Origin of the sequence: Rufibacter immobilis, assembly GCF_003721565.1 — a bacterium.
GTDB lineage: Bacteria > Bacteroidota > Bacteroidia > Cytophagales > Hymenobacteraceae > Nibribacter > Nibribacter immobilis.
The window spans coordinates 670,385-690,616 of sequence record NZ_RJJE01000017.1 but is presented as its reverse complement, the minus strand read 5'-3'; the positions used below and the strand labels follow the sequence as shown (position 1 = coordinate 690,616).

The window sequence follows — 20,232 nt, the reverse complement described above, 5'->3', positions numbered from 1 at the left end:
CTCATTTTCTAAAATCTGCAACTTAGTGGTCAGGTTTTTAACCTAGCTGCCTGTGTCCGCTACCGGTGCAGCTCATAGGTGAGCGCCGGAACCTGATTCCGCAGCGCTTGGGCTACTTCTTCTGGAAGAGGTTTGCCGTTTGCGGCGGCCAAAGCCTGGGTGAATTGTTCCTGCGTCCTGATGCCCAGTACAGCCGTGGCTACTGCTTTGTGCTGGAGCACGTACTGTACCGCCGTTTCCATTGCCTTGGCACCCGATGGGGTTTGCTGCTGCAAAGCCTCAGAGGCTTTGGCTACGGTTTCCGCTGAATGGCCCAAGTAAGGTTTGGGAGATTTCCCGGCCAGTAAGCCCTGCGCCAGACTCCCGCGGGCCAAAACACTGATCTGGTGCTGGTGCAGGAAGTCCAGCATCTGTTCTTCAGGTCGGCGGTCCAGAAGGCTGTACTGCATCATGACGCTCACGATGTTTGATTTCTGCACGTACTCCCGTATCACGTTTGGTCTTATGGAGGAAATGCCGTAGTACCGGATCTTGCCCTGTTGTTTCAACAGCTCAAAGGCCTCTATGGTTTCTTCTATGGGGTCTTCTATGGTGCCGCCGTGCAGTTGGTAGAGATCAATGTAATCGGTTTGGAGGCGTTTCAGGCTCTGGTCCACGGCTTCCAGTATGTACGCTTTGGTGGGGTTCCAGTCCCAGCCGCTACCATCGGGCCGCCATTGGTTGCCTACATTGGTGGCTAGAATCACTTTGTCCCGCTGTTGCCTCAAAGCCTTGCCCACGGTTTCCTCATTCTTCCCCTTATCGTAGAGATCGGCGGTGTCAAAGAAATTGATTCCTTGGTTCAGCGCCTGGTGCAGGAGCCGCACGTTCTCCTCCTCGGTCCCGCTGAGGGACATGCAGCCGAAACTGACTTCACTCACCTCAAGATCTGATGACCCTAGTTTTCTATACTTCATAAAAATTGATTTTCTGGATGAAGCCCCTGCACTTGGCCAAAGATACCTCAAAACCTGTTTTACGCGTGATTTCCAAAAAGTAACCGCTAAACGCAAATCTGTTGGCGCAGAGGAACTGAGGCACTCCTCCTACCCCCTACAGCTTTCGCCAGGGCGAAAGATTCTCCGCTTTCAGCTTCCTATACAGCAAGCCTACATAAGTGAGGTCCAGCAAAAAAATACCGATGAACAGGAGCAACAGCAGGTTGGAATGGGGAAAGTACAGGTAAAAAAGGATGGACGGAAACACCGTGCCCACCAGTTTGCTCAGCCCAATGTAGAGCGATTGCCCTTTGGAACTGCTCCGTTTCAGCAGCATCCGGATGAAGAGCACTGACATGAGCAGGTTCTGCGCGAAGGCCGCATAAATCCCGATGTAGTCCTCAAACTCCTGTGCCATAAACGCGATGGTCAAAGCACAATACACCAGCGTGAACAGAAAAGTACCGTAGAAGAGCCGGGGCGGCAACTGCTCCGGAAACTCCTTTCGGCCGTACCACAGGTACTGTCCTACAATACCCAGATCAAACAGGAGCCACAGGTAGTCAATAGCCAGTTGCGGCTGCGGGTGCGGATAAACGAACGAAAAGATAAACTCCCAGGAAACGTTGGCGCAGAGAGCCACCATGGGCATGCCATACGTCTTGTCTTCGTAGCCCCTCCGTAAAATCAGCAAATACGTGATAGTCCAGAAGAGGCCACTGCTCACCATCAGGAACGAGCTTAGCGTAGGGTCAATGTGAACCGGATTTTTCAGCATACACTTCTAACCAGAATCAGAGGGATTTGGTTATAGGACAGGAATACCTATGGCATTCAGGTCAAAACTAAAAAAATGAGAATAGGTTGGTGAGACGTAAGCTTCCTCCTCTAAACCCAATCCTGCCTATTGGGCCGACCAACCGCCGTCTATGGGAAGGGCGGCACCGGTGAGGGTGGCGGCATGTTCTGAAGCCAGGAACAAAGCCAGTTCAGCTATAGCAGCTACCGGTACAAATTCTTTGATGGCCTGTTTAGCCAGGATTACTTTTCTGATTACCTCCTCTTCGGGCAGATGGTGCGCCTGCGCCTGGTCAAAGACCTGTTTCTCTACCAAAGGGGTTCTAACGTAGCCGGGGCAAATGGCGTTTGCCGTAATACCATAGGGAGCGCCTTCCAGGGCTATGGTTTTGGTGAACCCTACCAAACCATGTTTGGCCGCTACATACGCGCTTTTGAATTCTGAGGCAAATAGACCGTGCGCCGAGGCGATGTTGATGATTCTCCCAAACCGGCGGGTCTTCATCTGCGGCCACACCGCTTTGACAAGATGAAAAGCGGCGGTGAGGTTAATGCCCAGTATGGCGTCCCACTTCTCTTCCGGAAAGGCTTCCACCGGGGCCACATGCTGGATACCGGCGTTGTTGATGAGCACATCTACGCCGCCAAACCGGTCTGTGGCCTCCTGCACCATCTGGCGGAGCGCCGCAGGCGACAGCATGTTCGCCCCGGAGAACAGGAACTCTATTTGGTGTTTTTGCGCTAGCTGGGCCGCAATATCCGCACCGTTTTCCTCCAGCCCATTAAAGACAATACGAAAGCCTTTCTGGGCGAAGGCTTCGGCAATGGCCAAGCCTATACCGCTGGTACTCCCGGTGATCAGCGCCGTCTTTTTTTCCATGGGCAATGGTATCTGAAGTAAGAGGCTGTCTGCCCCACCTGTGGGAATCTGAGTCATTACGTTTAGGGGCCGTTTTTAGAAAAACGGCCCCTAAACGCGAAAACAACCAAAAACACCACTAGCAATTAAAGATAAATAACAGATTAATACATATGCTGCCCACCGTTGATACTCAGGTTAGAGCCGGTGATAAAACCAGATTTCTCCGAAATAAGGTAAGTGACGGCCTCGGCCACTTCTTCAATATAGCCTAACCTACCCACCGGTATCTGGGCCACAATCTGCTCCCTTATGTTCTGCGGCACCGCCATTACCATCTCGGTTTCAATGTACCCGGGGGAGATGGTGTTCACGGTGATGCCGTATTTGGCTACCTCCAGCGCCAGAGACTTGGTGAACCCATGGATACCCGCTTTGGCCGCCGAATAATTTGTCTGCCCAAACTGCCCCTTCTGCCCGTTAATGGAGGAGATATTGATGATGCGCCCGTACTTCCGTTCCATCATGCCATTGATTACGTGGCGGGTGCAGTTGAATACCCCGTTCAGGTTGGTGTTAATGACATCATCCCAGTCAGACTTCTGCATCTTGGCAAAGCGCACGTCTTTGGCGATGCCCGCATTGTTGATGAGAATGTCAATAGGGCCAATCTGGGTTTCTATTTGCTGCACCATACGGCCTACAGAGTCAAAATCAGCTACATCGCCCTGCACCATTTCTATGACGCAACCAGCCTCCCGTAAAGAATTCTGGATGGATTCTGCTTTTTCCTTGCACCTGAAGTTTCCCACTACCCTGTAACCTTCTTCGTGCAATTTCTTACAGAGAGCCATCCCTATGCCTCCCGTACTTCCCGTAATCAAGGCTACCCTTTCCTTCGCTGTTTTCATGAGTTTTCTTAAAAAAATTCTGTCACACTGTTACCTTAACATGTAGAAACTCCAGTACTTCTCTGTTGAAAGCTTTTGGCTTTTGGTACTGCACAAAATGGCCGCCCTGCGGAATGACCACTAATTTGGCCCGTGGAATTTTGGAGGCTTCACGTTCCACTATCTGGTAAAACTCCTGCCCACGCAAATACTGGTAGGGGCTTACTTTGTCTTCTTTGCCTACCAGCATGAGGCAGGATTGCGTTAGATTCGTCAATTCATGGTTCACAGCTTCTAACAGCATACCTTCTATGGAACGGAGCATCATCTTCCCGAAGTTGGCGGCGTCTTCTTTGAAAAAAGCCAGTTTCCTGATCAGCTCCCCGGCCAGCTCCTGATCATTGCAGAAACCCAGCAGGTAGTTGAAGCGGTTTTTGGTGAAGGCATTCCCACTGGCCACTACCCCGGCCGACATCGTGATCAGGGTCTGTTTTTCAACGGAGGTGTAAGGCTCAATTCCGGCGGGTGACACCAGAATTAGTCTGGTGATGAGCGCTGGTTCTCTCAGAGCCGCCAAAATAGAGATCTGTCCGCCCATGGAGTGACCCACCAAGGTTACCTGAGTAAGTCCCGCCTCCTTCAGAAAAGCGAACACCACCTCTACATAGAAAGCCATTGTGAAAGGATAATCTCCTTTGGAAGACAATCCGTGGCCCGGTAAATCCACCGCGATGCACCTGAAATGCTTTTTCAGCACCGTGATGTTTTTTTCCCAGGCCGGAATCCCGCTGCCCATGCCATGTAAAAACAACAAGACTTCGGCAGAGGGGTCTCCTTCCTCTATGTAGGCCAGTTCAATGTTTTCCTGCACCCTTACCTTTTTAACCGGGTAAGGATAAAGCACCTTTTCCCCAGGTTCTTTTTCGGTGAGCGGCATCCTCTCCTTTGGTCCATCACTTTGGTGCCATATACTTTTCCAGGCATTTATAAAATCAAACATCAACTATCTCTTTCATTTAACCATGTAGCAATACCGGGAGCAAGCTCCCTTTGCGAACGTGAGCCCACAAAGACTCCTATGTGTCCGCCAGCGAATTTGGTGAGGCTCTTATCTGTGCTCCCCACCAAATCATTAAGGGCAATGGAAGCTTCCGGGGGCACCAGATGGTCTTCTTCGGCATAGATATTAAGCAGGGGCATGGTGATGTTCTTTAAATCAACCCTGCTGCCTCCCATTTCAAAGGTTCCCTGCACCAGCTTATTCCCCTGGTATAAATCTTTAATGAACTTCCTGAAATACTCCCCTGCCTGGTCTGGGCTATCAGCTATCCAGTGCTCCATGCGCAGGAAATTGTGCAGCTGCCCCTCTTTGTCTATTGAGTTGAGAATAGACACATATTTATTGGTTCTAAGCATTGGTTTGAGCAGGGCAAACCCCGCGTTGAGCAGTTCACCCGGCACATTTCCCTGGTTGTTTACCAGCGTGTCAACGTCCAGGTGTTTTGCCCATTTGGAGAGCATGTCGCGGGGCGTGGCAAAGTCAATGGGCGTAACTAAGGTTACCAGATTCTTTACTTTCTGCGGGTGCAGCGCCGCGTAGATGACACTGAACGTACCGCCCTGGCAAATACCCATAAGCGAAATCTTTTGCCCCGTTTTCTCCCTTATTACTTCTACCGCATCATCTAAATAGCCATTGATGTATTCCTCCATGGTGAAATACTTGTCCTCCGGCGTGGGGTAGCCCCAGTCAATGAGATACAAGTCCAGGCCGGCCGACTGTAAATTGCGGATAAAGCTGCGGTCTGCCTGAATATCCATCATGTGGTGGCGGTTCACCAGGGCGTACACAATGAGCACGGGAGTCTTGATGTTGGTGCCGGGGCCACGTTCAAAGTGAAAAAGCGACACCTTGTCTTTTTCCCAGACCTTCTGCTTGGGAGTGGTACCCACCGGTAGCTCATCAATCTGCCTGAGGGCCTCTACGCCCCTGGCCAATTTGGTGGAAGCAGCCGCAAACTCTTCTATGATGTTCTGTGGCGAAAGCGAATACATCTGCTACTTATCCTTTTTGCCCGGTTTGGTTTCCTGACCTTCGGGAGGCGTAGTTGAGGTTGGGGCCGGTGTAGCCTTGGCGGTGTTTTGAAGCTCCGTCACCATTCGCTCCAGCGTGTTGATTCTGCTACGCAGCTCATGGTTCACTTTGTATACTTCCTCCAGCTGTGATCTGAACACCACCGGATAAGGCTGCAGAAAAGCCTCCATCTGCCGCTCATACATCTTATTCAGGTCAGAGTTGAGTTTGATGAGCTCGGCTTGCAAGGCCGCATACTCATCTGTATTGAACAAGGCCACATACTCCCGCTCATTAATGGTAGACCACTCATTGTAGAACTGATTGAAATCTGTGACCATGGTTCCGTCTTTGGCGCGGTCAGTTACCGTCTGCATCACCTTTTCCCAGGCAGAGACACTGGTTTTATACAACATGGTCTGCAACTGATTGAGTTTAGCCATGTAATTGCCCCATTGTTCCATCAGCTCAACCGTGTGTTGCATGGAAGGCATGGTGCCATTGCTGGTGCTCCCCAGAAACGGGGCCATGCTTCTCTGGGCACTGCGGGCCATGTCTATGTACCAATTCATCATTGACTGGGGATTCATTTGGGACATGGCATTGAAGAACGGCATGCCATTGCCAAACATTTGCCCCATATTCTTGCCTGCGTCTGAAAAAGAATTCATCCACATGTTCATGACCTGGGTAGACTGGTCCATGAAGGTTTTCATGGGACCAACCGCATCAAAGCCAAACAGTTTATCTACAATAGATTTGAACCCCTGCGGATCAATCAGTTTCCAGAAGTCCTGGTTTTGGAACGAGTTGTTCTGCATGGCCCTGAAAACCGGTTGCCACAGCTGAAACAACTGGGTATAAATATCTGTGCTTCTGAGCATATTGAAGAAAGCATCCTGCATGGAGGCCCCTACCCCGGCATTTGCCCCGCTCATAAAAGGCATTTGCATGTTCTGCATCATGTTCTGGAACGAGTGCATCCAGGTTTGCTGCATTTTACCTGCTTCCTCCCAGATGTTCTTCTGCTCGCTGTTGAGCTTCTCGGTCATTTCACGCCAATCATTCACCAGCTTAGAGGTAGTATTGACCCATGTGTCAAAAATGGTGGTAGTCTGTTCCATGAAGGTATTTATATATAAGTATTGGTGCCTAAAGCAGAATTACTGTCTATTCCCTGAGCTTGTAAGCCCATCTTCTACAGCTGGCAGTTTCTAATGAAGACCTAATAATCTAGTCTGTGGCAGCCATCTGCAACGCCTAGTTTTACGGCGTAAGATTCTATTGTTTATACTGTATTTCATGTGTTTATACGGCTTTTAATCACTGTAAATACTTAATTCACAACTCCCTACAACCTTCGCCTGCAAAAACCGATACACACCCTAGTACCCTTTGGGGCAAAGAGCTATGTTTTGATCAGTTCATGAACAGTTAGTATTTACGCTATTCACTCTCAGGGATACTCATTGAGCATAGGGCGTGACATTCTGAAATAAATCTTCCTTAAAACCAGTAACTAATGGCTATTTCATTGAAGCCTCTTCACCAGCAGGTAATGGTAATCACGGGTGCGTCCAGTGGGATTGGCCTGGCCACTGCCAAAGCCGCCGCCGCCGCAGGAGCCCAGGTAGTATTGGCTGCCCGAAGCGGCGAGGCGCTACGGCAAATTGAAGAGGAAATTATCGCAGCGGGCGGACAGGCCATACATGTTGTGGCCGATGTTGCCAAACAGGAAGAGGTGCAACGGATAGCCGATGCCGCTCTTGCACGCCATGGGCGTATAGACACGTGGGTGAACAATGCCGGCCTGGGGCTGTTTGGCTATCTGGAAGAAATTGAACTGGAAGACCACCGGCAGTTATTCAATATCAATTTCTGGGGGGTGGTGCATGGGTCACTGGTGGCGGTGAAATACCTGAAGCAAACCGGCGGCGCGTTGATTAACATTGGCAGTCTGGCGGCAGAGGTGGCGTTTCCGCTGCAGGGAATGTACGTAGCCAGTAAGCATGCGGTAAATGGCTTCACCAATTCACTGCGCGTGGAACTGGCTGCCCAAGGTGCCCCTGTGTCAGTGACGCTCATCAACCCGGCGGGCATCAATACCCCTTTTGACCACCATGGAAGAAACTACACCGAAAACGAACCCCAGATTCCGCCTCCGGTCTATGAACCCAAAGAAGCGGCTCATGCTATTCTGCAGGCCGCCACACACCCACACAGGGAAATTTACGTGGGCGGCGGCGCCAAGATGATGAGCAGTCTGTACAAGCACTTCCCGGCGGCCGTGGAATGGTTCAATAGCATGGCCATGACTAAAGTACAGCTCCGGGATGAACCGCCGCGGGACCCGCTGGGCACCCTGTACGAAGGAAGCAATGAAGGCAATGTGCGCGGCGACTGGCCCGGCTATGTCATGAAAAACAGTCTTTACACCCGGGCTTCATTAAGTCCGGTAGCCAAGGCAACGGCATGGGCTGCGTTGGGAGTTGTAGCCATCACCCTTTTGAGCGGTATGGGCAAAACCAACAACAGATAGAACAGATGTTACTTTCCTGCCCTGGTACAGCTGTGCCCTATGGTAGTAGGTTGGCCGAGCTGCGTAAATGGCTGAGGAAGCGTTCCATTTTCTCATAGTGGGAGCCTTTCCAGTACACCCTTCGGCAATGGGGGCATTGGTAAAACTCCTGGAAAAACAGTCTGGTTTTGGGGGGCAACAGCGGCAGTACTGCTTCTTTGGAAACTCGCGCAATCTCTCCGTTGCAGGCCAGGCAGCGGCAAAAGGGCTGTACTTGCGGCAGGAGGTTAAACTGGTTGATTACTTCCCGCAGTTGTTCCTCCCAGTGCTGCGACCGCAACCAATAGCCCCACACCACCTGCTTTTGCTTCAGGAGGCCTACATCACGGGTAAGCACTATGCGTTGCTCCTGCGCGGCCAAAGCGGCAATGTCTGCATCTGAGTAATGGTTCTGGTACAGCGTGTCAAACCCCAGCAGCCGAAGGTAGCGCGCCAGTTTCCCCAGGTGCACATCCAATACAAAACGGGCGGGCTTGGGCACGGGAACCTGCAAAGGCGGCAACTCAACGGCGGACGCTTCGGGCACTACCGGAAAAACCTGTACCTCGGCAAAAGGCTCCAGCCGTGCTTTCAGCAGTACTTCCTGCCCATTCTGTTGCACATGGCCTACCTCGGGGTGCGGCACCCCCAGTGCTTCTATAGCATCTTTGAGCGCCGGCGAGCCGCTAAAATGGTATTGCTGCCCTACTTGCCGGTACCGTTTGGGGAGGAAGTCGTTTAACTCCCCATGAAATAGAAAATTAGCCCAATGCTCCATCTCTTTCTCCTACTGCTGTTAACGCGCAAGGTTCCTCCTTCTACGCGAACCTTTGGTTTTCTGCAAGTGGGCGGTCTAACTTGCTGCTGTCTCAACTCAATCTTCGGCTTCAGTTTCCCTCTGACCACGCCGTTTGCCAAAGACGTTTAGCGGCTCTTTTTCTGAAATTGAGGTAAAACCAGAAACAGGGACGGTACAGACAAAGGAAGCCACATAGCTGTTTTGCCCCTCATTCTGGAAAAACGGGCGCTAAACGGCAAGTAAGATGATTGATTTCTTGGGGTGGTTTCTCCCATGAAAGGCGCTTGGCTAAACTTCTTACCGCCAAACCGGTAAAAAAGGTAGAACATTTCCTATAGAAACCATGGCAAATACTCCTAAAACCTTTCACCCTACCTTCAGCATCGGGGCCGATTTAACCGTGAACCGAATGGGCTACGGCGCCATGCGCATCACCGGCGACGGCATCTGGGGTCCGCCCCAGGACCGGGAGGAGGCCATCAGGGTACTTAAAAGAACCGTTGAACTGGGCATCAACTTCATTGACACCGCCGATTCTTACGGACCTCACGTCTCTGAGGAACTCATCGCGGAAGCCCTCTACCCTTACCCCAAAGATTTGGTCATCGGGACCAAGGGCGGCCTGTTGCGCACCGGCCCCAACCAGTGGCCCATCAACGCCAAACCAGATCATCTGAAAGAAGCGCTGCAAGGAAGTCTGGAGCGACTCAAACTAGACCAGATTGCCCTGTACCAGCTGCACCGGGTAGACCCCGAGGTTCCGTTTGAGCAGACGCTGGAATTCTTGCAGGATGCCCAGGAACAGGGGCTCATCAAACACATAGGGCTGTCTGAGGTGACGGTGGAGCAGATTCAGCAGGCGCAGAAGTACGTGGAGATTGTATCTGTGCAGAACATGTACAGCTTTGACAACCGCAAATGGGAAGCCGAGCTCATGTACTGCGAAGACAACGCCATGGCCTTTATTCCCTGGTACCCTTTGGGCGGCGGCAACATGAAAGCGATGGAAACCCTGGAGCAGATTGCCCAAAAGTACGAGGCTACCAGCCATCAGCTGGCCCTCAGCTGGCTCCTGCACCGCTCGCCCAACATTCTGCTCATACCGGGTACGTCTAAGGTGAAGCACCTGGAAGACAATTACCAGGCCGCGGCCATCCAACTGTCTGAAGATGACTACGAAACCCTCAATCAACTGGGCGCCGACACCTTTACGGCAAAAGAATAGTCTTTCCGTTCGCCTGGGTCTAACATGCGTTTAGGGGCTGTTTTTGGAAAAACAGCCCCTAAACGCATTTTTTGTGAAGTTATACTTTGCTTCTCAGCCTTTGCGCCAATGCCGCTCCAGGAAACCGGCCCTGCCGGAGCCCACAAAGTAGCGGTTATAATGGTTGGCGTTTTTCTTGTAGTAGTCCTGGTGGTAAGCTTCGGCGGGATAAAACGTGGCCGCCGGGAGAATGGGCGTCACAATAGGTGTCTCAAACGGACCGTTGTGCTGTATTTCCTCTTTAGAGCGCTGGGCCTGTTCTTTCTGCTGCTCTGAGTGATAGAATATGGCCGTTTTATACGAGGAACCCCGGTCCCCGAACTGCCCGCCCGCATCAGTGGGGTCAATGGACTGCCAGAAGATGTTCAGGATCTCGGGGTACGAAATCACATCGGGGTCAAAGGTAACCTGCACGGCTTCGTAGTGGCCGGTGGTTTCAGAGCAGACCTGCTCATAGGTAGGGTTGGGCACGTGGCCGCCGGTATAGCCAGAGACCACCTCCAGCACGCCCTCGTACTTGTGGAACGGCTTCACCATGCACCAAAAACAGCCCCCCGCAAACGTGGCGATTTCGGTCTTCTTTTCTGGTTGGGTTGTCTCTTCCATGGTTTTAGGGTTGTTTGATGGGATAGATGTAACTGTAACCTATTTCTGTACGCTTTTGTTGCAGCCTGTCTTTCGGCTGCGGTTTCCTTCAGGCCACCTCTTCCAAGATAATTAATCTTTTCATTTGGCGCGTTGCCCCCTCGTAAAGCTCCTTAAAATAGCTCCTTGCGTTTAGGAGCTATTTTAAGAAAAAGAGCCCCTAAACGCAAGCTGAGGATTAAGGCTGCGCTACCGCTGCCACCTTTGTCTTGTCGCTGGTCTGGATGGCCTGGTATACGGCATCAAGCGCCCGTTGGCGGGTTCTGAGGGAAAGCAGCTTATTGCTCACTTTGGGGTGCACCCGGTTAGACAGAAACACAAACACCAGCTCATTCTTAGGATCAACCCACACGCAGGTACCCGTATAGCCGGTATGGCCGTAGGTTTCCGGCGAGGCCAGTTTGGCCGGATACCCCTGGGTGCTGTCAGGGTCCCAGCGGTCAAACCCCAGGCCTCTCCTGCTCAGGTCAGAGTGCTTGCGGGTAAACAGCTGCACGGTCTCCGGCTGGATATAGCGTTTGCCCCCGTAGGCGCCGCCGTTCAGGAGCATCTGGTACAGAATGGCCAGGTCATTGGCGGTAGAGAACAACCCGGCATGACCGGCCACACCACCCGCCCGGGCCGCGCCACCGTCATGCACATACCCTTGCAACAATTCCTTCCGGAAGTGACTGTCAAACTCAGTGGGCACAATGCGGCTTTTCTCAAAGCGGTTCAGGGGCAGGAAACCGGCGGTCTGCATGCCCAGCGGCTGGTAAAACTGCTCCTGCACCAGCGTGTCCAGGCGCTTGCCGGTTTGGCCTTCCACCACTTCCTGCATCAGGAACATGGTCAGGTCTGAGTACACGTATTTGCCGGGCACCCCCATGCGGGCGTTCAGAATGCGGGGCCACATCACTTCCCGGTAATAGTCTTTCCGGAGGAACAGGCTGTCGGCGGTACGGACGGTGAAATGGGGGGAGCTGGTTTTGCTGGCGTCCTGGGGCTGCACCGGAAATACGACTCCGGCCGGCAAACCGGCCTGGTGCAGCAGAACGTTCCGCAGCGTCAGATCAGCTTTGGTGGTGTTCCGGGCCGAGGGAACGTAGGTGCCCAGCGGCGCTTCCAGCGATAGCTTCTGCTGGTCATACAGCTGCATGGCCGCCACGGTGGTAGCCGAGATTTTGGTCAGCGAGGCCAGATCGAAGATATCGGTGATTTTGGTGGCGCGGGTGGTGTCATAGGTATGGGAACCATAGGCTTTGTTCAGGATTACTTTCCCGCTTTTGGCCACCAGCACCACCGCGCCCGGCGCGGCTTTCTCCCTGATGGCCTCCTGAACAATGGCATCCATGGAGGTCTGCAAACCTTCGCTGTTGATCCCGACGGCTTCCGGCACGGTATAGCTTAAACGCGTGGCGGTGGTTTTGAAGCCTGCGCCTTTGGTGTACTTCTCTGAGTAGGTATTAGCCAGCGTTCCTACGGCGGGCATTCCGCCAAATACCAGTTGCGCCGCGTATTGCCCCGCCACCGGGGTTTCCTGCTCAGACCACACCATGGGAGCCGAGATAAAGTTGGCGTGCTTCAGAAAATCAGGTTTCCCGAACACCGACAACACCAGCTGGTTCCGTTTCTGCAACTCCAGCAGAAATGCTATGGTGGGAGCGTCTTTCAGGGCCGTGGCCGCTACCTGCACCAATACGGTTTGGTAAGGGGCCAAAGCGTTCTGCAAGGTCTGGAATGTATTGGCCTGGTTGGCGCTTACCGCCGGAAAGACTTCCACGGCCGCATAAAAACTGGCGAGGCTGTCAAAAGCGGCCACGGGCGCACTGCCAATGGACACACTCGCAATTTTCTGTTCCAGGTTTTTTAAAGGCAGTTGCTGCGCGGCGTTGTTCAGCAATACTGTGGTCTGGCTTACTTCCTTTTGCTGTTGCAGCCATTGCACCGAGCTTTTTTCTGCGGGCTTTTGGCCGTAGGTGCTGCAAGAAAGACTTCCCATTAGTCCTACCAGGAGGCAGAACTGCGTCATATTTGACTTTAATTCGGAATATATCATGTATCTACATTGAGCCCGTCAGAAGCCGGAGTGTGGCCCAAGTACCGGGCAAGGTGCTCAGGTTCTAAATTAGAAACGGCGGCAGACGGTAATAATTCCCTTCATAGGTGTTTTATAGGTATTTCTACCCTCCTTTGCCCTTTCTGCCTCAATTTTCAAAAAACATGCTTAAAACGGAAAGTCTTTTTGAGATTTAAGACTTTGGCAGCCCTTCTTGCCGTATACAAGGGAAACCAACGCAGAACAGACATGAGCATTCTCTCTTCTTCTACAAACCAGAAGGCGCTGGCGCTAGGGGCCATTGCGGGCATACGGGCCATGACGGCACCCGCGCTGCTCTCCAACCACTTCCACCATTCGCCCACCATTTTCCTGGAGGGTACTAAACTTGGCTATCTGCAGAAATCTGGGGTAGCCACCGGCACTAAACTGCTGGCCGTGCTGGAAATGCTGGGCGATAAAATACCCAACGTGCCCGACCGCATCAAGCCAATTGAGTTACTGCCGCGGGTAGTTTCTGGTGGTCTGGTGGGTGCCACACTGGCCGAAGCCAACGGCGAAAGCCGAATTACGGGTGGCTTGTTAGGAGTTGTGGGCGCGTTGGCGTCTTCGTACGTTTTCTTTTTCCTGAGAACGCGGCTGGTTAAAATCACCGGCCTGCCCGACGCCACCTTCGCCCTAATGGAAGACGCCTTGGCCCTGAAAGCCGGCAGCGCCATCTTAAAGTAACTATCTCACCAACAATACCAATAGATTACTCCATAGTTATTTATGCAAAAAGAGCTTCTGGTCTGGAAGCTCTTTTTGTTTAGTTACTGGTTGATCTGAAGACACAAAGACCACGGCACCACAGAAAGGCAGGGACCAACCCTGTTTCTAAAAGAGAGACACCAAAGGCCGGTTTACTTTTTGCCGTCCACAAACTTCCCGTGCGACGGAATAGCAATGGTATCAAACTCGTCCACCAGTTTCTGCAGGCCTGCGGTGAGCGCCTCACCCTCCATGAACTTCCCGTGCCCCGGAATGATGAGTTTTGGGTTCAGCGCCGCCAGTTTCCGCACAGATTCCCAGGCGGCTGTCCAGTCGGTGGTGAGGTAGCGGGGCGGTCCCTGCACTTCCTCTACCTGCATGAGCACTTTGTAGAACGAATCCTGCTTTACGGTAATCACGGCATCAGCGGAAATGAGTGTGCGGTCGCTCTCGCGGAAGAGGGCTACCTGTCCCGGTGAGTGCCCCGGCACGAACACCCAATGCCAGTCGGGCAGTTCAGGAATGGTGCCGTCTTCGGGCAGAGCCTTTAGGTTGGCTCCGCTGATGTTGATGGGCTCATGCGGATAGATAGACGAGATCTTGGCCAGCATGCCGCCTTCCACAGAGGTATCTGGTTCTGGGTAGGCCTGCTGCCCCGTCAGGAAGGGGAACTCCAGCGGATGCGCATACACCGGTACTCGCCAGGCCTCCAGCAAGCCCACCAGGCCGCCCACGTGGTCAAAATGGCCGTGCGTGAGCACAATGGCGGCCGGACGGGCCATGGTTCCAAACACGCTTTTAGCCACGCCCATGATCTCTTCAGATGATTTGGGCATGCCCGCATCCACCAGCACCCAATGGGAGGAGGTCCCGATCATCACGAAATTCACGATCTGGTTGGTGTAGTAATGCACATCTGGGCGCACCTGCCAAATGTTGCCCGTTGACACCGAGGTCATGGGTATGAATTTATTGTCGTTGCTCTGGCGCATGTTTGAGTCCATCAGGATGAAAGCTTTGGTAACTAGATAAAAGCTTAACGGCCTGCCTCCTAGTAGAGTTACGCTCTTCTCCCGGTACTGGAGAAAGGGTGTTATAAAGCAATAGAAAGCTGTATGCTGCACCCAGGAAGTTGTGCGCTACTCCTCTACCCGCAATTTGAGACAAGCTGGCACCATCTATTGTATTTCTTGCGTTTAGGGGCTGTTTTTCGAAAAACAGCCCCTAAACGCAAACCAAAGACTAAATCAAGGGTTGCCTTTTCCTGCGGCCCGTGGCCAAACCAATACCTCTGCACGCGCCCATCCTGCACCTAACTTCATTGAGCAAAGTGAATATCTGGCGTTCCCAGATCAAACTGCGCCACTTCCAGTACCTCTCCTGAGGGCATAGTTCCCAGATGGATGTTGCCAATCCGGACCCGGATTAATCGCAAGGTAGGGAACCCCACGGCGGCGGTCATTTTACGTACTTGGCGATTCTTGCCTTCGGCGAGGGTGATGGAGACCCAGCTGGTGGGGCCGTGTCGGTCATCGCGCACGCGGCGGCTCCGCTCCGGGAAGTGCGGGGCCGGATCTAGCCGGTATGCCTGGCAGGGCAGCGTCTGGTAAAGTTGTTTCTCGTGGGCAATCTCAATGCCGCCCCGTTGCAGTTGCGCAATGGCCTCTGGGGTAATGATGCCGTCTACCTGCGCGTAATATTCTTTTTCTACCTTTCGGCCCCGCACGTACTCGCTCATTTTGCCGTTGGTGGTGAGCAGGAGGAGTCCTTCGCTGTCCTGGTCTAACCGCCCGATGGCCATGGTGCCCGCCGGGAAATCATACAGATGCCCCAGCAGCTTTTTGTTTTTAGGATTCCCGATGAACTGGCTCAGGTAGCCGTAGGGTTTGTGCAAGATGAAATGGCGGTGGGGTAATTGTGGTTCAGACAAGGGAAATGGCGTTTTGCGGCTAATTTCAGAAAAAGACCCCTTAAACGGAAATTCATCTGTCTTACTGGAGTTTTTCGAAAGATCTAAGTGCGATTGCTTGTGCACGTGGTTGGCTGATGCCTTGTATTGGCTGCTTTTCTCTTGTGCACGCAGTTGGCTGATGCCATTGGCTTGACGGCTTTCTATGGCTTTATGGGCGGAATTGTTTCATCTTATCTGGTAAGCGCTCACGGCCGCGGGGCCCCGTCTTCCGCCCTCGCGCTGTGATTTCTCCCCGCCCACCTCGCTCCCGCTCAGCAGCCGGTCGAACTCTAGGCGCTCAGCCGAAAGACTGGAATAAGTGCGGGAGTAGAGGCCACCGGTTCTTCAGGTTTTTGTTGTAGAAGATGTAAAGAATTTGAAGCTCGTCAACGCTTGCCTTTGCTTTCTTAGCCGATACTCCCCCTTTGAAGGGGGCGAAGGGGGATGTGTACACTGCCGGTCTCACGCATTTGGGGTAACGGCGTTTCGGGCACGTTTTTGGAAAAACAGCCTTGAAACGTAAAACCGTCGTTTAGTGCAAGAAATCTCTGTCGTCCTCGCTACACCTGCAGTTGCGGGAAGTAAGAAGCGCCAATGGGCACGGGCAGTTCCTTAACCCAGACCTGGTGCCGCTCTATTCTGCTGATCTTGTCTTTGGCCACAATATAGGACCGGTGCACCCGGGTAAACCTATCGGGGGGCAGTACGTCCAGTACTTCGCCCAGCGTCATGCGTGACAGCAGCTTCTTTCCTTCCAGCACAAACGTGAGGTAGTTTCCGGCGGCCTCCAGGTACAGAATCTCGTCAAAGAGCACCTTCACCTGTTCATAGCCGGTCTTCAGAAAGATGTAGTCTTTGGCCTGGCCGCCCTTCCCGCGTAGCTGCCAAAGGTCCTGTGCTTTGTTGCAGGCTTTGGTGAAGCGGGCCAGGGAGAAGGGCTTGAGCAGGTAATCAACAGCATCCAGTTCAAAGCTGGTGACGGCGTGTTCAGAATAGGCGGTGGTGAAAATGACCATCGGCTTTTTCTGGAGACAGGTCACAAACTCCAGGCCGGTGATGTCGGGCATCTTGATGTCCAGGAACAGCAGGTCTACGGGGTGGGTTTGCAGGTACTCCAGCGCCTTAAAGGCATCGGTGAAGCATTGCTCCAGTTCCAGGAAGGGCACTTTGGCCGCCAAAGACCGGACTACCTCCAGCGCCATGGGCTCATCGTCTATCGCAATTGCTTTCATTGGGTCTTATCTCTCCCGGAATAGCTGTTTTTATTTTTATTTCTGAAGTTACAACGTGAGCGTGAGGTGCACAAAATATTCTTCGGGGGTATCTCTGATGATGAGGTCATGCCTACCCGCATACAGGAGGCTCAGGCGCTGCTTCACGTTGGCCAAGCCTATGCCCGAAGCGTCTTTCTCCGTGTCCCGCTCCTGTTTAGGCTGCTTGCTGTTGTAGACGTCAAAATACAGTTTGTTCTGCTCGCAGTGGAGTGAAATCTTGATCCAGGACGGATTTTTCAGGCTGATGCCGTGCTTAAACGCATTCTCCACAAACGGAATGAGCAGCATGGGCGCAATGAATTTCTCATCCAGCACGTCTTCAATTTTAGTCTGAATGGTAATGTTCGGCGAAGCCGATGTTCTGAGCAGTTGCAGGTCTATGTAGTTGCGCATGTACTCGATTTCGCGGGAGAGCAGTATTTTCTGCTGGTGGTTTTCGTGCAGCATGAAGCGCATCATGTCGCCCAGCATCTGGATTCCCTGCGCCGTGCGTTCGCTGTTTTCCTGCAAGGCGGTGCCGTACAGGGTGTTGAGGGCATTGAACAAAAAGTGCGGATTGATCTGGGAACGCAGAAAATCCAGGTTGGCGTTGGAGCGGCCCAGTTCCTTTTGCAGCACCTGCACCTCCTCATTGCCTTGCAGGTGCCGTTTGAACAGAAGCCAGCAGAGGGGTACGGTAATCACCATCTGAAATGCCTGATTGAAAAAGCTAAGTCCTATGGCCTGTTCTTCGTGGTGCAGGAACAGCATGAGCAAGATTGCCACTGGAAAGTTAATGAGCACCACCCACAGCAAACACTGGAACGCATAAGACAGGAAGGGCCTTTTCTTGCCCAGAGCTTTGGGAATGAGCCGGTAAAACGAGTAGCAGTACAGCAGAATGCCGCAGGGGGCCACCACTCCCCACCCTACCAGAAGCCCCCCCTCAGCATCTACCAGCAGTAGCAGGAACATGCTCACCATCCAGAGCACAAACGCCAGCAGGCCGTCTCTGGTCACTAATTTGTACCGGCTCTGGATGGCCTCTGAATTACTCAACAGATAGAAACTGCTGTACTTAATGGCCGAATACACCCCCAGCATTAAGAAAAGCCAGAAAACGTGCCGGAAACTACTCTGGAAGATCTGGTTGTAGGCGTCCTGCTCAGACATGTAATACAGCATTTCCACCTTGAGGTAGGTGCTGGAGGTACCAAAGACAACCCACACCGCCAGGAACGTGAGGAGCAGCAGCAACACGTTCAGGATAACCTGCTCTCCGTCCACCAGCCGGGGAATTACCTTAAAATTCAGGAACAGGAAAGATGCATATAGCACCACCGCCTGCACCAGTTGCGGAAAAATCCAGTTACGGTAATGGCTGCCATACCCAAAATACTCTGTCCTGTCCTGGTCGGTGACCAGAAAGAGCACCGAGAACACGAAAATGGCCGTGGCCGCCCAAAACTCCACCTTGTTCTGTAACGAAGGATTGTTGACTAATTCTTTCATCTGCTATGGATTATGGATCAATGATACAGCAAAGGCCGATGAAGAGTAAATAAATGTGATGAAGGGGCTGGAAAAAGGGATGGAACTGGGGTGAGTGACTTGGCTGATGCCTTGGTTGTGGCGTTTGTCTAGAGTTTTATGGGCTGTGTTGTTTCATCTTTGGCGGTAAGCGCTCACGGCCGCGGGGCCCCGTCTTCCCCTCTCGCACTGCCCTTGCGGCCAGGTGAATGCAGTTTCCTCTTAGTTTCTTTCTTACCTGGCCACAAGCGAGGCGCTCTAGGGAAAGACTGGAATAGGTGCGTTTAGTAAAGGCTGTTGCGGGTTGAGGCGTTAGTGGTGTTGGTGATTATAAAGCTCAGCAGATGTAAACCCACCCCTACCCCTCCAAGGAGGGGAATTTGCTGCATAGCGGAAGTAATACAGCATTGCTGTTTATTTGGGCGTAGAGGCGACCGAAGACTTTCTGTTCGCACGAATTTAATAATCGACTTTGCTAAGCTACTTTCTTACTCGTGCAGATACTCCCCTCCTCGGAGGGGTTGGGGTGGGTACAATTCGCCTGCTACCGCGTTACCGTCTACTCAAGAGACCTCGCAGCGTCCGGAGGACCTGCGAGCGTCTGCGCCTTTTCCCCACTTTGGCTACTTCTTCCCAGGCTAAGCCAGATTCAACTTCTAGACTCTAGATTCTAGACTCAGGATTCATGACTTCCGTTTAGCGGCTCCTTTTTTGAAATTTGGCTTAAAACAGAAGTCCAGCCACTTGGGGGGTAGCCGGGCATGGGGGATGTAATTCGCGTTTAGGGACCGTTTTTGGAAAAACAGCCCCTAAACGGGTTGGGTGGCTTTGGTAGATTTAGATGAACGGTAACCTAAGGGGAATTCCTCTACCACGGTATAGATGGGGTGCGGTGAGGCTAGTTGGGATTGCCAGAGAGCCAGTGCCGGTACTGGGTACAGGATTTCTTCTGCGGGCGCGACCACGGGTAGGTCTTTGGGGGCAGGTAGGTCTTTTCTGAAGCGGCAGAGGGTGACGTGCGGGATGAACTTTTCCTGCCGGGGCGGCACCTCCGCAAGGACCTGCGTTAAATCCAGACTGAGTTGCGCAAAGGCTTCCAGTTGCCGAAAACGTGCCCAGATCAGGCGCGGCGACCTTGGTTTGGGTCCCGGTTCCAGTTGCTCCAGCGCCAGCGTAAACGGCTGGTGCCGCTGCGCCACCTCGGCTAACTTTTGCCGGATGTTCGCCTCTTCCGTAGCGGGCACGTTGCCTATGAAAAACAGGGTGAGGTGCAGGTTTTGCTCGGGCACCTCCCTGATGGCCGGCTGCGCATAGGCTTCCCGTGCCTGCACCAGGTAATTCGTCAGGTCCTGGGGTAACCGGGCGGCTACAAATAAACGGATGGTATCTTTCATGTTCCGGCTGGCAATAGAAGTTGATGCTCCTTTTATAGGTACGTATGCTTCCAATACGGGAGGAACAGGACGGAGTATATACTCCTTCGCCTCGCCTTTCTGCCTGAGTAGCCACCCGCCCTCAACTCCTCTCCCGCTACCCCGTACATGATAAAACCTCCGGGAACGGATTTTTTAACCTTAAACGCAGAAAACCATGGAAGACAATCATAAAAACAACCCACAGCAAGACCCCAACCCCGCACAGGGCCAGCAGAGCGAAGCAGATGCACACGCGAGCTATGACCAGGATTCTGAGGAGCTGAGAAACAGTGCCTCCACCTCTGTGTACGACGCTGGTTCATCTGGCAACACCGGGCACGAAGGTTTCCTGTCGCGCCAGGACGAGGATGATTTAAAGAGCCGCACCAATGAGCCAGAGAACCGTTAATCTATGCTTGGGCGTGGTTAGGT

Annotated in this window: 19 protein-coding genes; 4 read left to right on the top strand and 15 right to left on the bottom strand. The window is 52.7% G+C overall.

The window, feature by feature from the left end; genetic code table 11:
* Positions 1–59: 59 nt before the first annotated feature.
* The 7 genes from EFA69_RS15650 to EFA69_RS15620 form a co-directional block, all read right to left on the bottom strand.
* Positions 60–956 (bottom strand): aldo/keto reductase, encoded by an 897-nt coding sequence (locus EFA69_RS15650; protein WP_123134028.1) that lies wholly within the window; start codon positions 954–956, stop codon positions 60–62.
* Positions 957–1,092: 136 nt separating this feature from the next.
* Positions 1,093–1,755, bottom strand: a complete 663-nt coding sequence (locus tag EFA69_RS15645) for a transmembrane-type terpene cyclase (RefSeq protein WP_123134027.1) — start codon at positions 1,753–1,755, stop codon at positions 1,093–1,095.
* A 126-nt stretch (positions 1,756–1,881) separates the two neighbouring features.
* Positions 1,882–2,655: a 3-hydroxybutyrate dehydrogenase gene (locus EFA69_RS15640; RefSeq protein WP_123134026.1), complete on the bottom strand. Its 774-nt coding sequence runs from the start codon at positions 2,653–2,655 to the stop codon at positions 1,882–1,884.
* A 143-nt stretch (positions 2,656–2,798) separates the two neighbouring features.
* Positions 2,799–3,545, bottom strand: coding sequence for an acetoacetyl-CoA reductase (phbB, locus tag EFA69_RS15635; protein ID WP_123134025.1), 747 nt, complete (start codon positions 3,543–3,545; stop codon positions 2,799–2,801).
* Between the two features lie 22 nt (positions 3,546–3,567).
* Entirely contained in the window at positions 3,568–4,461 is an 894-nt protein-coding gene (locus EFA69_RS15630) for an alpha/beta fold hydrolase (protein ID WP_183906815.1), read from the bottom strand.
* 62 nt (positions 4,462–4,523) lie between these two features.
* On the bottom strand, positions 4,524–5,579 hold the full coding sequence (gene phaC, locus EFA69_RS15625; RefSeq protein ID WP_123134023.1) for a class III poly(R)-hydroxyalkanoic acid synthase subunit PhaC: 1,056 nt from the start codon (positions 5,577–5,579) through the stop codon (positions 4,524–4,526).
* A gap of 3 nt (positions 5,580–5,582) precedes the next feature.
* Positions 5,583–6,722 carry a poly(R)-hydroxyalkanoic acid synthase subunit PhaE gene (locus tag EFA69_RS15620; RefSeq protein ID WP_123134022.1) on the bottom strand — a complete coding sequence of 380 codons (1,140 nt, stop codon included), beginning with the start codon at positions 6,720–6,722 and terminating at the stop codon, positions 5,583–5,585.
* A gap of 398 nt (positions 6,723–7,120) precedes the next feature.
* Between EFA69_RS15620 and EFA69_RS15615 the strand changes: the two genes are divergently transcribed.
* Positions 7,121–8,137 carry an SDR family oxidoreductase gene (locus EFA69_RS15615; RefSeq protein ID WP_123134021.1) on the top strand — a complete coding sequence of 339 codons (1,017 nt, stop codon included), beginning with the start codon at positions 7,121–7,123 and terminating at the stop codon, positions 8,135–8,137.
* A 37-nt stretch (positions 8,138–8,174) separates the two neighbouring features.
* On the opposite strand, the gene EFA69_RS15610 is transcribed toward EFA69_RS15615, so the two are convergent.
* A complete protein-coding gene (locus EFA69_RS15610; RefSeq protein WP_123134020.1) occupies positions 8,175–8,933 on the bottom strand; it encodes a Mut7-C RNAse domain-containing protein in 759 nt (252 codons plus the stop codon).
* Between the two features lie 364 nt (positions 8,934–9,297).
* Here EFA69_RS15610 and EFA69_RS15605 point away from each other — a divergent pair, with 364 nt between their 5' ends.
* Entirely contained in the window at positions 9,298–10,179 is an 882-nt protein-coding gene (locus EFA69_RS15605) for an aldo/keto reductase (protein ID WP_123134019.1), read from the top strand.
* Between the two features lie 93 nt (positions 10,180–10,272).
* Here EFA69_RS15605 and msrA read toward each other — a convergent pair whose 3' ends face one another.
* Together msrA and EFA69_RS15595 are read right to left on the bottom strand one after the other, a co-directional pair.
* On the bottom strand, positions 10,273–10,824 hold the full coding sequence (msrA, locus tag EFA69_RS15600) for a peptide-methionine (S)-S-oxide reductase MsrA (protein WP_123134018.1): 552 nt from the start codon (positions 10,822–10,824) through the stop codon (positions 10,273–10,275).
* Positions 10,825–11,041: 217 nt separating this feature from the next.
* Positions 11,042–12,874 (bottom strand): serine hydrolase domain-containing protein, encoded by a 1,833-nt coding sequence (locus EFA69_RS15595; protein WP_183906814.1) that lies wholly within the window; start codon positions 12,872–12,874, stop codon positions 11,042–11,044.
* Between the two features lie 276 nt (positions 12,875–13,150).
* Here EFA69_RS15595 and EFA69_RS15590 point away from each other — a divergent pair, with 276 nt between their 5' ends.
* A complete protein-coding gene (locus EFA69_RS15590; protein WP_148041384.1) occupies positions 13,151–13,630 on the top strand; it encodes a DUF4126 family protein in 480 nt (159 codons plus the stop codon).
* Between the two features lie 173 nt (positions 13,631–13,803).
* Here the strand turns inward: EFA69_RS15590 and EFA69_RS15585 are convergent, their stop codons facing one another.
* From EFA69_RS15585 to thpR, 5 genes are all read right to left on the bottom strand, one after another.
* Complete coding sequence (locus EFA69_RS15585) at positions 13,804–14,655, bottom strand: MBL fold metallo-hydrolase (protein ID WP_123134015.1); 852 nt, start codon at positions 14,653–14,655, stop codon at positions 13,804–13,806.
* Positions 14,656–14,969: 314 nt separating this feature from the next.
* The gene (locus EFA69_RS15580) at positions 14,970–15,581 is read right to left on the bottom strand and encodes a pseudouridine synthase (protein ID WP_123134014.1); all 612 of its coding nucleotides are present in this window, start codon (positions 15,579–15,581) and stop codon (positions 14,970–14,972) included.
* A gap of 581 nt (positions 15,582–16,162) precedes the next feature.
* Positions 16,163–16,834: a LytR/AlgR family response regulator transcription factor gene (locus EFA69_RS15575; RefSeq protein WP_123134013.1), complete on the bottom strand. Its 672-nt coding sequence runs from the start codon at positions 16,832–16,834 to the stop codon at positions 16,163–16,165.
* 48 nt (positions 16,835–16,882) lie between these two features.
* On the bottom strand, positions 16,883–18,367 hold the full coding sequence (locus EFA69_RS15570) for a sensor histidine kinase (protein WP_123134012.1): 1,485 nt from the start codon (positions 18,365–18,367) through the stop codon (positions 16,883–16,885).
* Between the two features lie 827 nt (positions 18,368–19,194).
* Positions 19,195–19,779, bottom strand: coding sequence for an RNA 2',3'-cyclic phosphodiesterase (gene thpR / locus EFA69_RS15565; RefSeq protein ID WP_123134011.1), 585 nt, complete (start codon positions 19,777–19,779; stop codon positions 19,195–19,197).
* A gap of 196 nt (positions 19,780–19,975) precedes the next feature.
* Here thpR and EFA69_RS15560 point away from each other — a divergent pair, with 196 nt between their 5' ends.
* Positions 19,976–20,209: a hypothetical protein gene (locus EFA69_RS15560; RefSeq protein ID WP_123134010.1), complete on the top strand. Its 234-nt coding sequence runs from the start codon at positions 19,976–19,978 to the stop codon at positions 20,207–20,209.
* Positions 20,210–20,232 lie beyond the last annotated feature (23 nt).

What these genes read in the sequence shown, in the direction of transcription:
- EFA69_RS15650 (WP_123134028.1), bottom strand. Translation starts at nt 956, where the DNA reads ATGAAGTATAGAAAACTAGGGTCATCAGATCTTGAGGTGAGTGAAGTC.
- EFA69_RS15645 (WP_123134027.1), bottom strand. Translation starts at nt 1,755, where the DNA reads ATGCTGAAAAATCCGGTTCACATTGACCCTACGCTAAGCTCGTTCCTG.
- EFA69_RS15640 (WP_123134026.1), bottom strand. Translation starts at nt 2,655, where the DNA reads ATGGAAAAAAAGACGGCGCTGATCACCGGGAGTACCAGCGGTATAGGC.
- phbB (WP_123134025.1), bottom strand. Translation starts at nt 3,545, where the DNA reads ATGAAAACAGCGAAGGAAAGGGTAGCCTTGATTACGGGAAGTACGGGA.
- EFA69_RS15630 (WP_183906815.1), bottom strand. Translation starts at nt 4,461, where the DNA reads ATGCCGCTCACCGAAAAAGAACCTGGGGAAAAGGTGCTTTATCCTTAC.
- phaC (WP_123134023.1), bottom strand. Translation starts at nt 5,579, where the DNA reads ATGTATTCGCTTTCGCCACAGAACATCATAGAAGAGTTTGCGGCTGCT.
- EFA69_RS15620 (WP_123134022.1), bottom strand. Translation starts at nt 6,722, where the DNA reads ATGGAACAGACTACCACCATTTTTGACACATGGGTCAATACTACCTCT.
- EFA69_RS15615 (WP_123134021.1), top strand. Translation starts at nt 7,121, where the DNA reads ATGGCTATTTCATTGAAGCCTCTTCACCAGCAGGTAATGGTAATCACG.
- EFA69_RS15610 (WP_123134020.1), bottom strand. Translation starts at nt 8,933, where the DNA reads ATGGAGCATTGGGCTAATTTTCTATTTCATGGGGAGTTAAACGACTTC.
- EFA69_RS15605 (WP_123134019.1), top strand. Translation starts at nt 9,298, where the DNA reads ATGGCAAATACTCCTAAAACCTTTCACCCTACCTTCAGCATCGGGGCC.
- msrA (WP_123134018.1), bottom strand. Translation starts at nt 10,824, where the DNA reads ATGGAAGAGACAACCCAACCAGAAAAGAAGACCGAAATCGCCACGTTT.
- EFA69_RS15595 (WP_183906814.1), bottom strand. Translation starts at nt 12,874, where the DNA reads ATGACGCAGTTCTGCCTCCTGGTAGGACTAATGGGAAGTCTTTCTTGC.
- EFA69_RS15590 (WP_148041384.1), top strand. Translation starts at nt 13,151, where the DNA reads ATGAGCATTCTCTCTTCTTCTACAAACCAGAAGGCGCTGGCGCTAGGG.
- EFA69_RS15585 (WP_123134015.1), bottom strand. Translation starts at nt 14,655, where the DNA reads ATGGACTCAAACATGCGCCAGAGCAACGACAATAAATTCATACCCATG.
- EFA69_RS15575 (WP_123134013.1), bottom strand. Translation starts at nt 16,834, where the DNA reads ATGAAAGCAATTGCGATAGACGATGAGCCCATGGCGCTGGAGGTAGTC.
- EFA69_RS15570 (WP_123134012.1), bottom strand. Translation starts at nt 18,367, where the DNA reads ATGAAAGAATTAGTCAACAATCCTTCGTTACAGAACAAGGTGGAGTTT.
- thpR (WP_123134011.1), bottom strand. Translation starts at nt 19,779, where the DNA reads ATGAAAGATACCATCCGTTTATTTGTAGCCGCCCGGTTACCCCAGGAC.
- EFA69_RS15560 (WP_123134010.1), top strand. Translation starts at nt 19,976, where the DNA reads ATGGAAGACAATCATAAAAACAACCCACAGCAAGACCCCAACCCCGCA.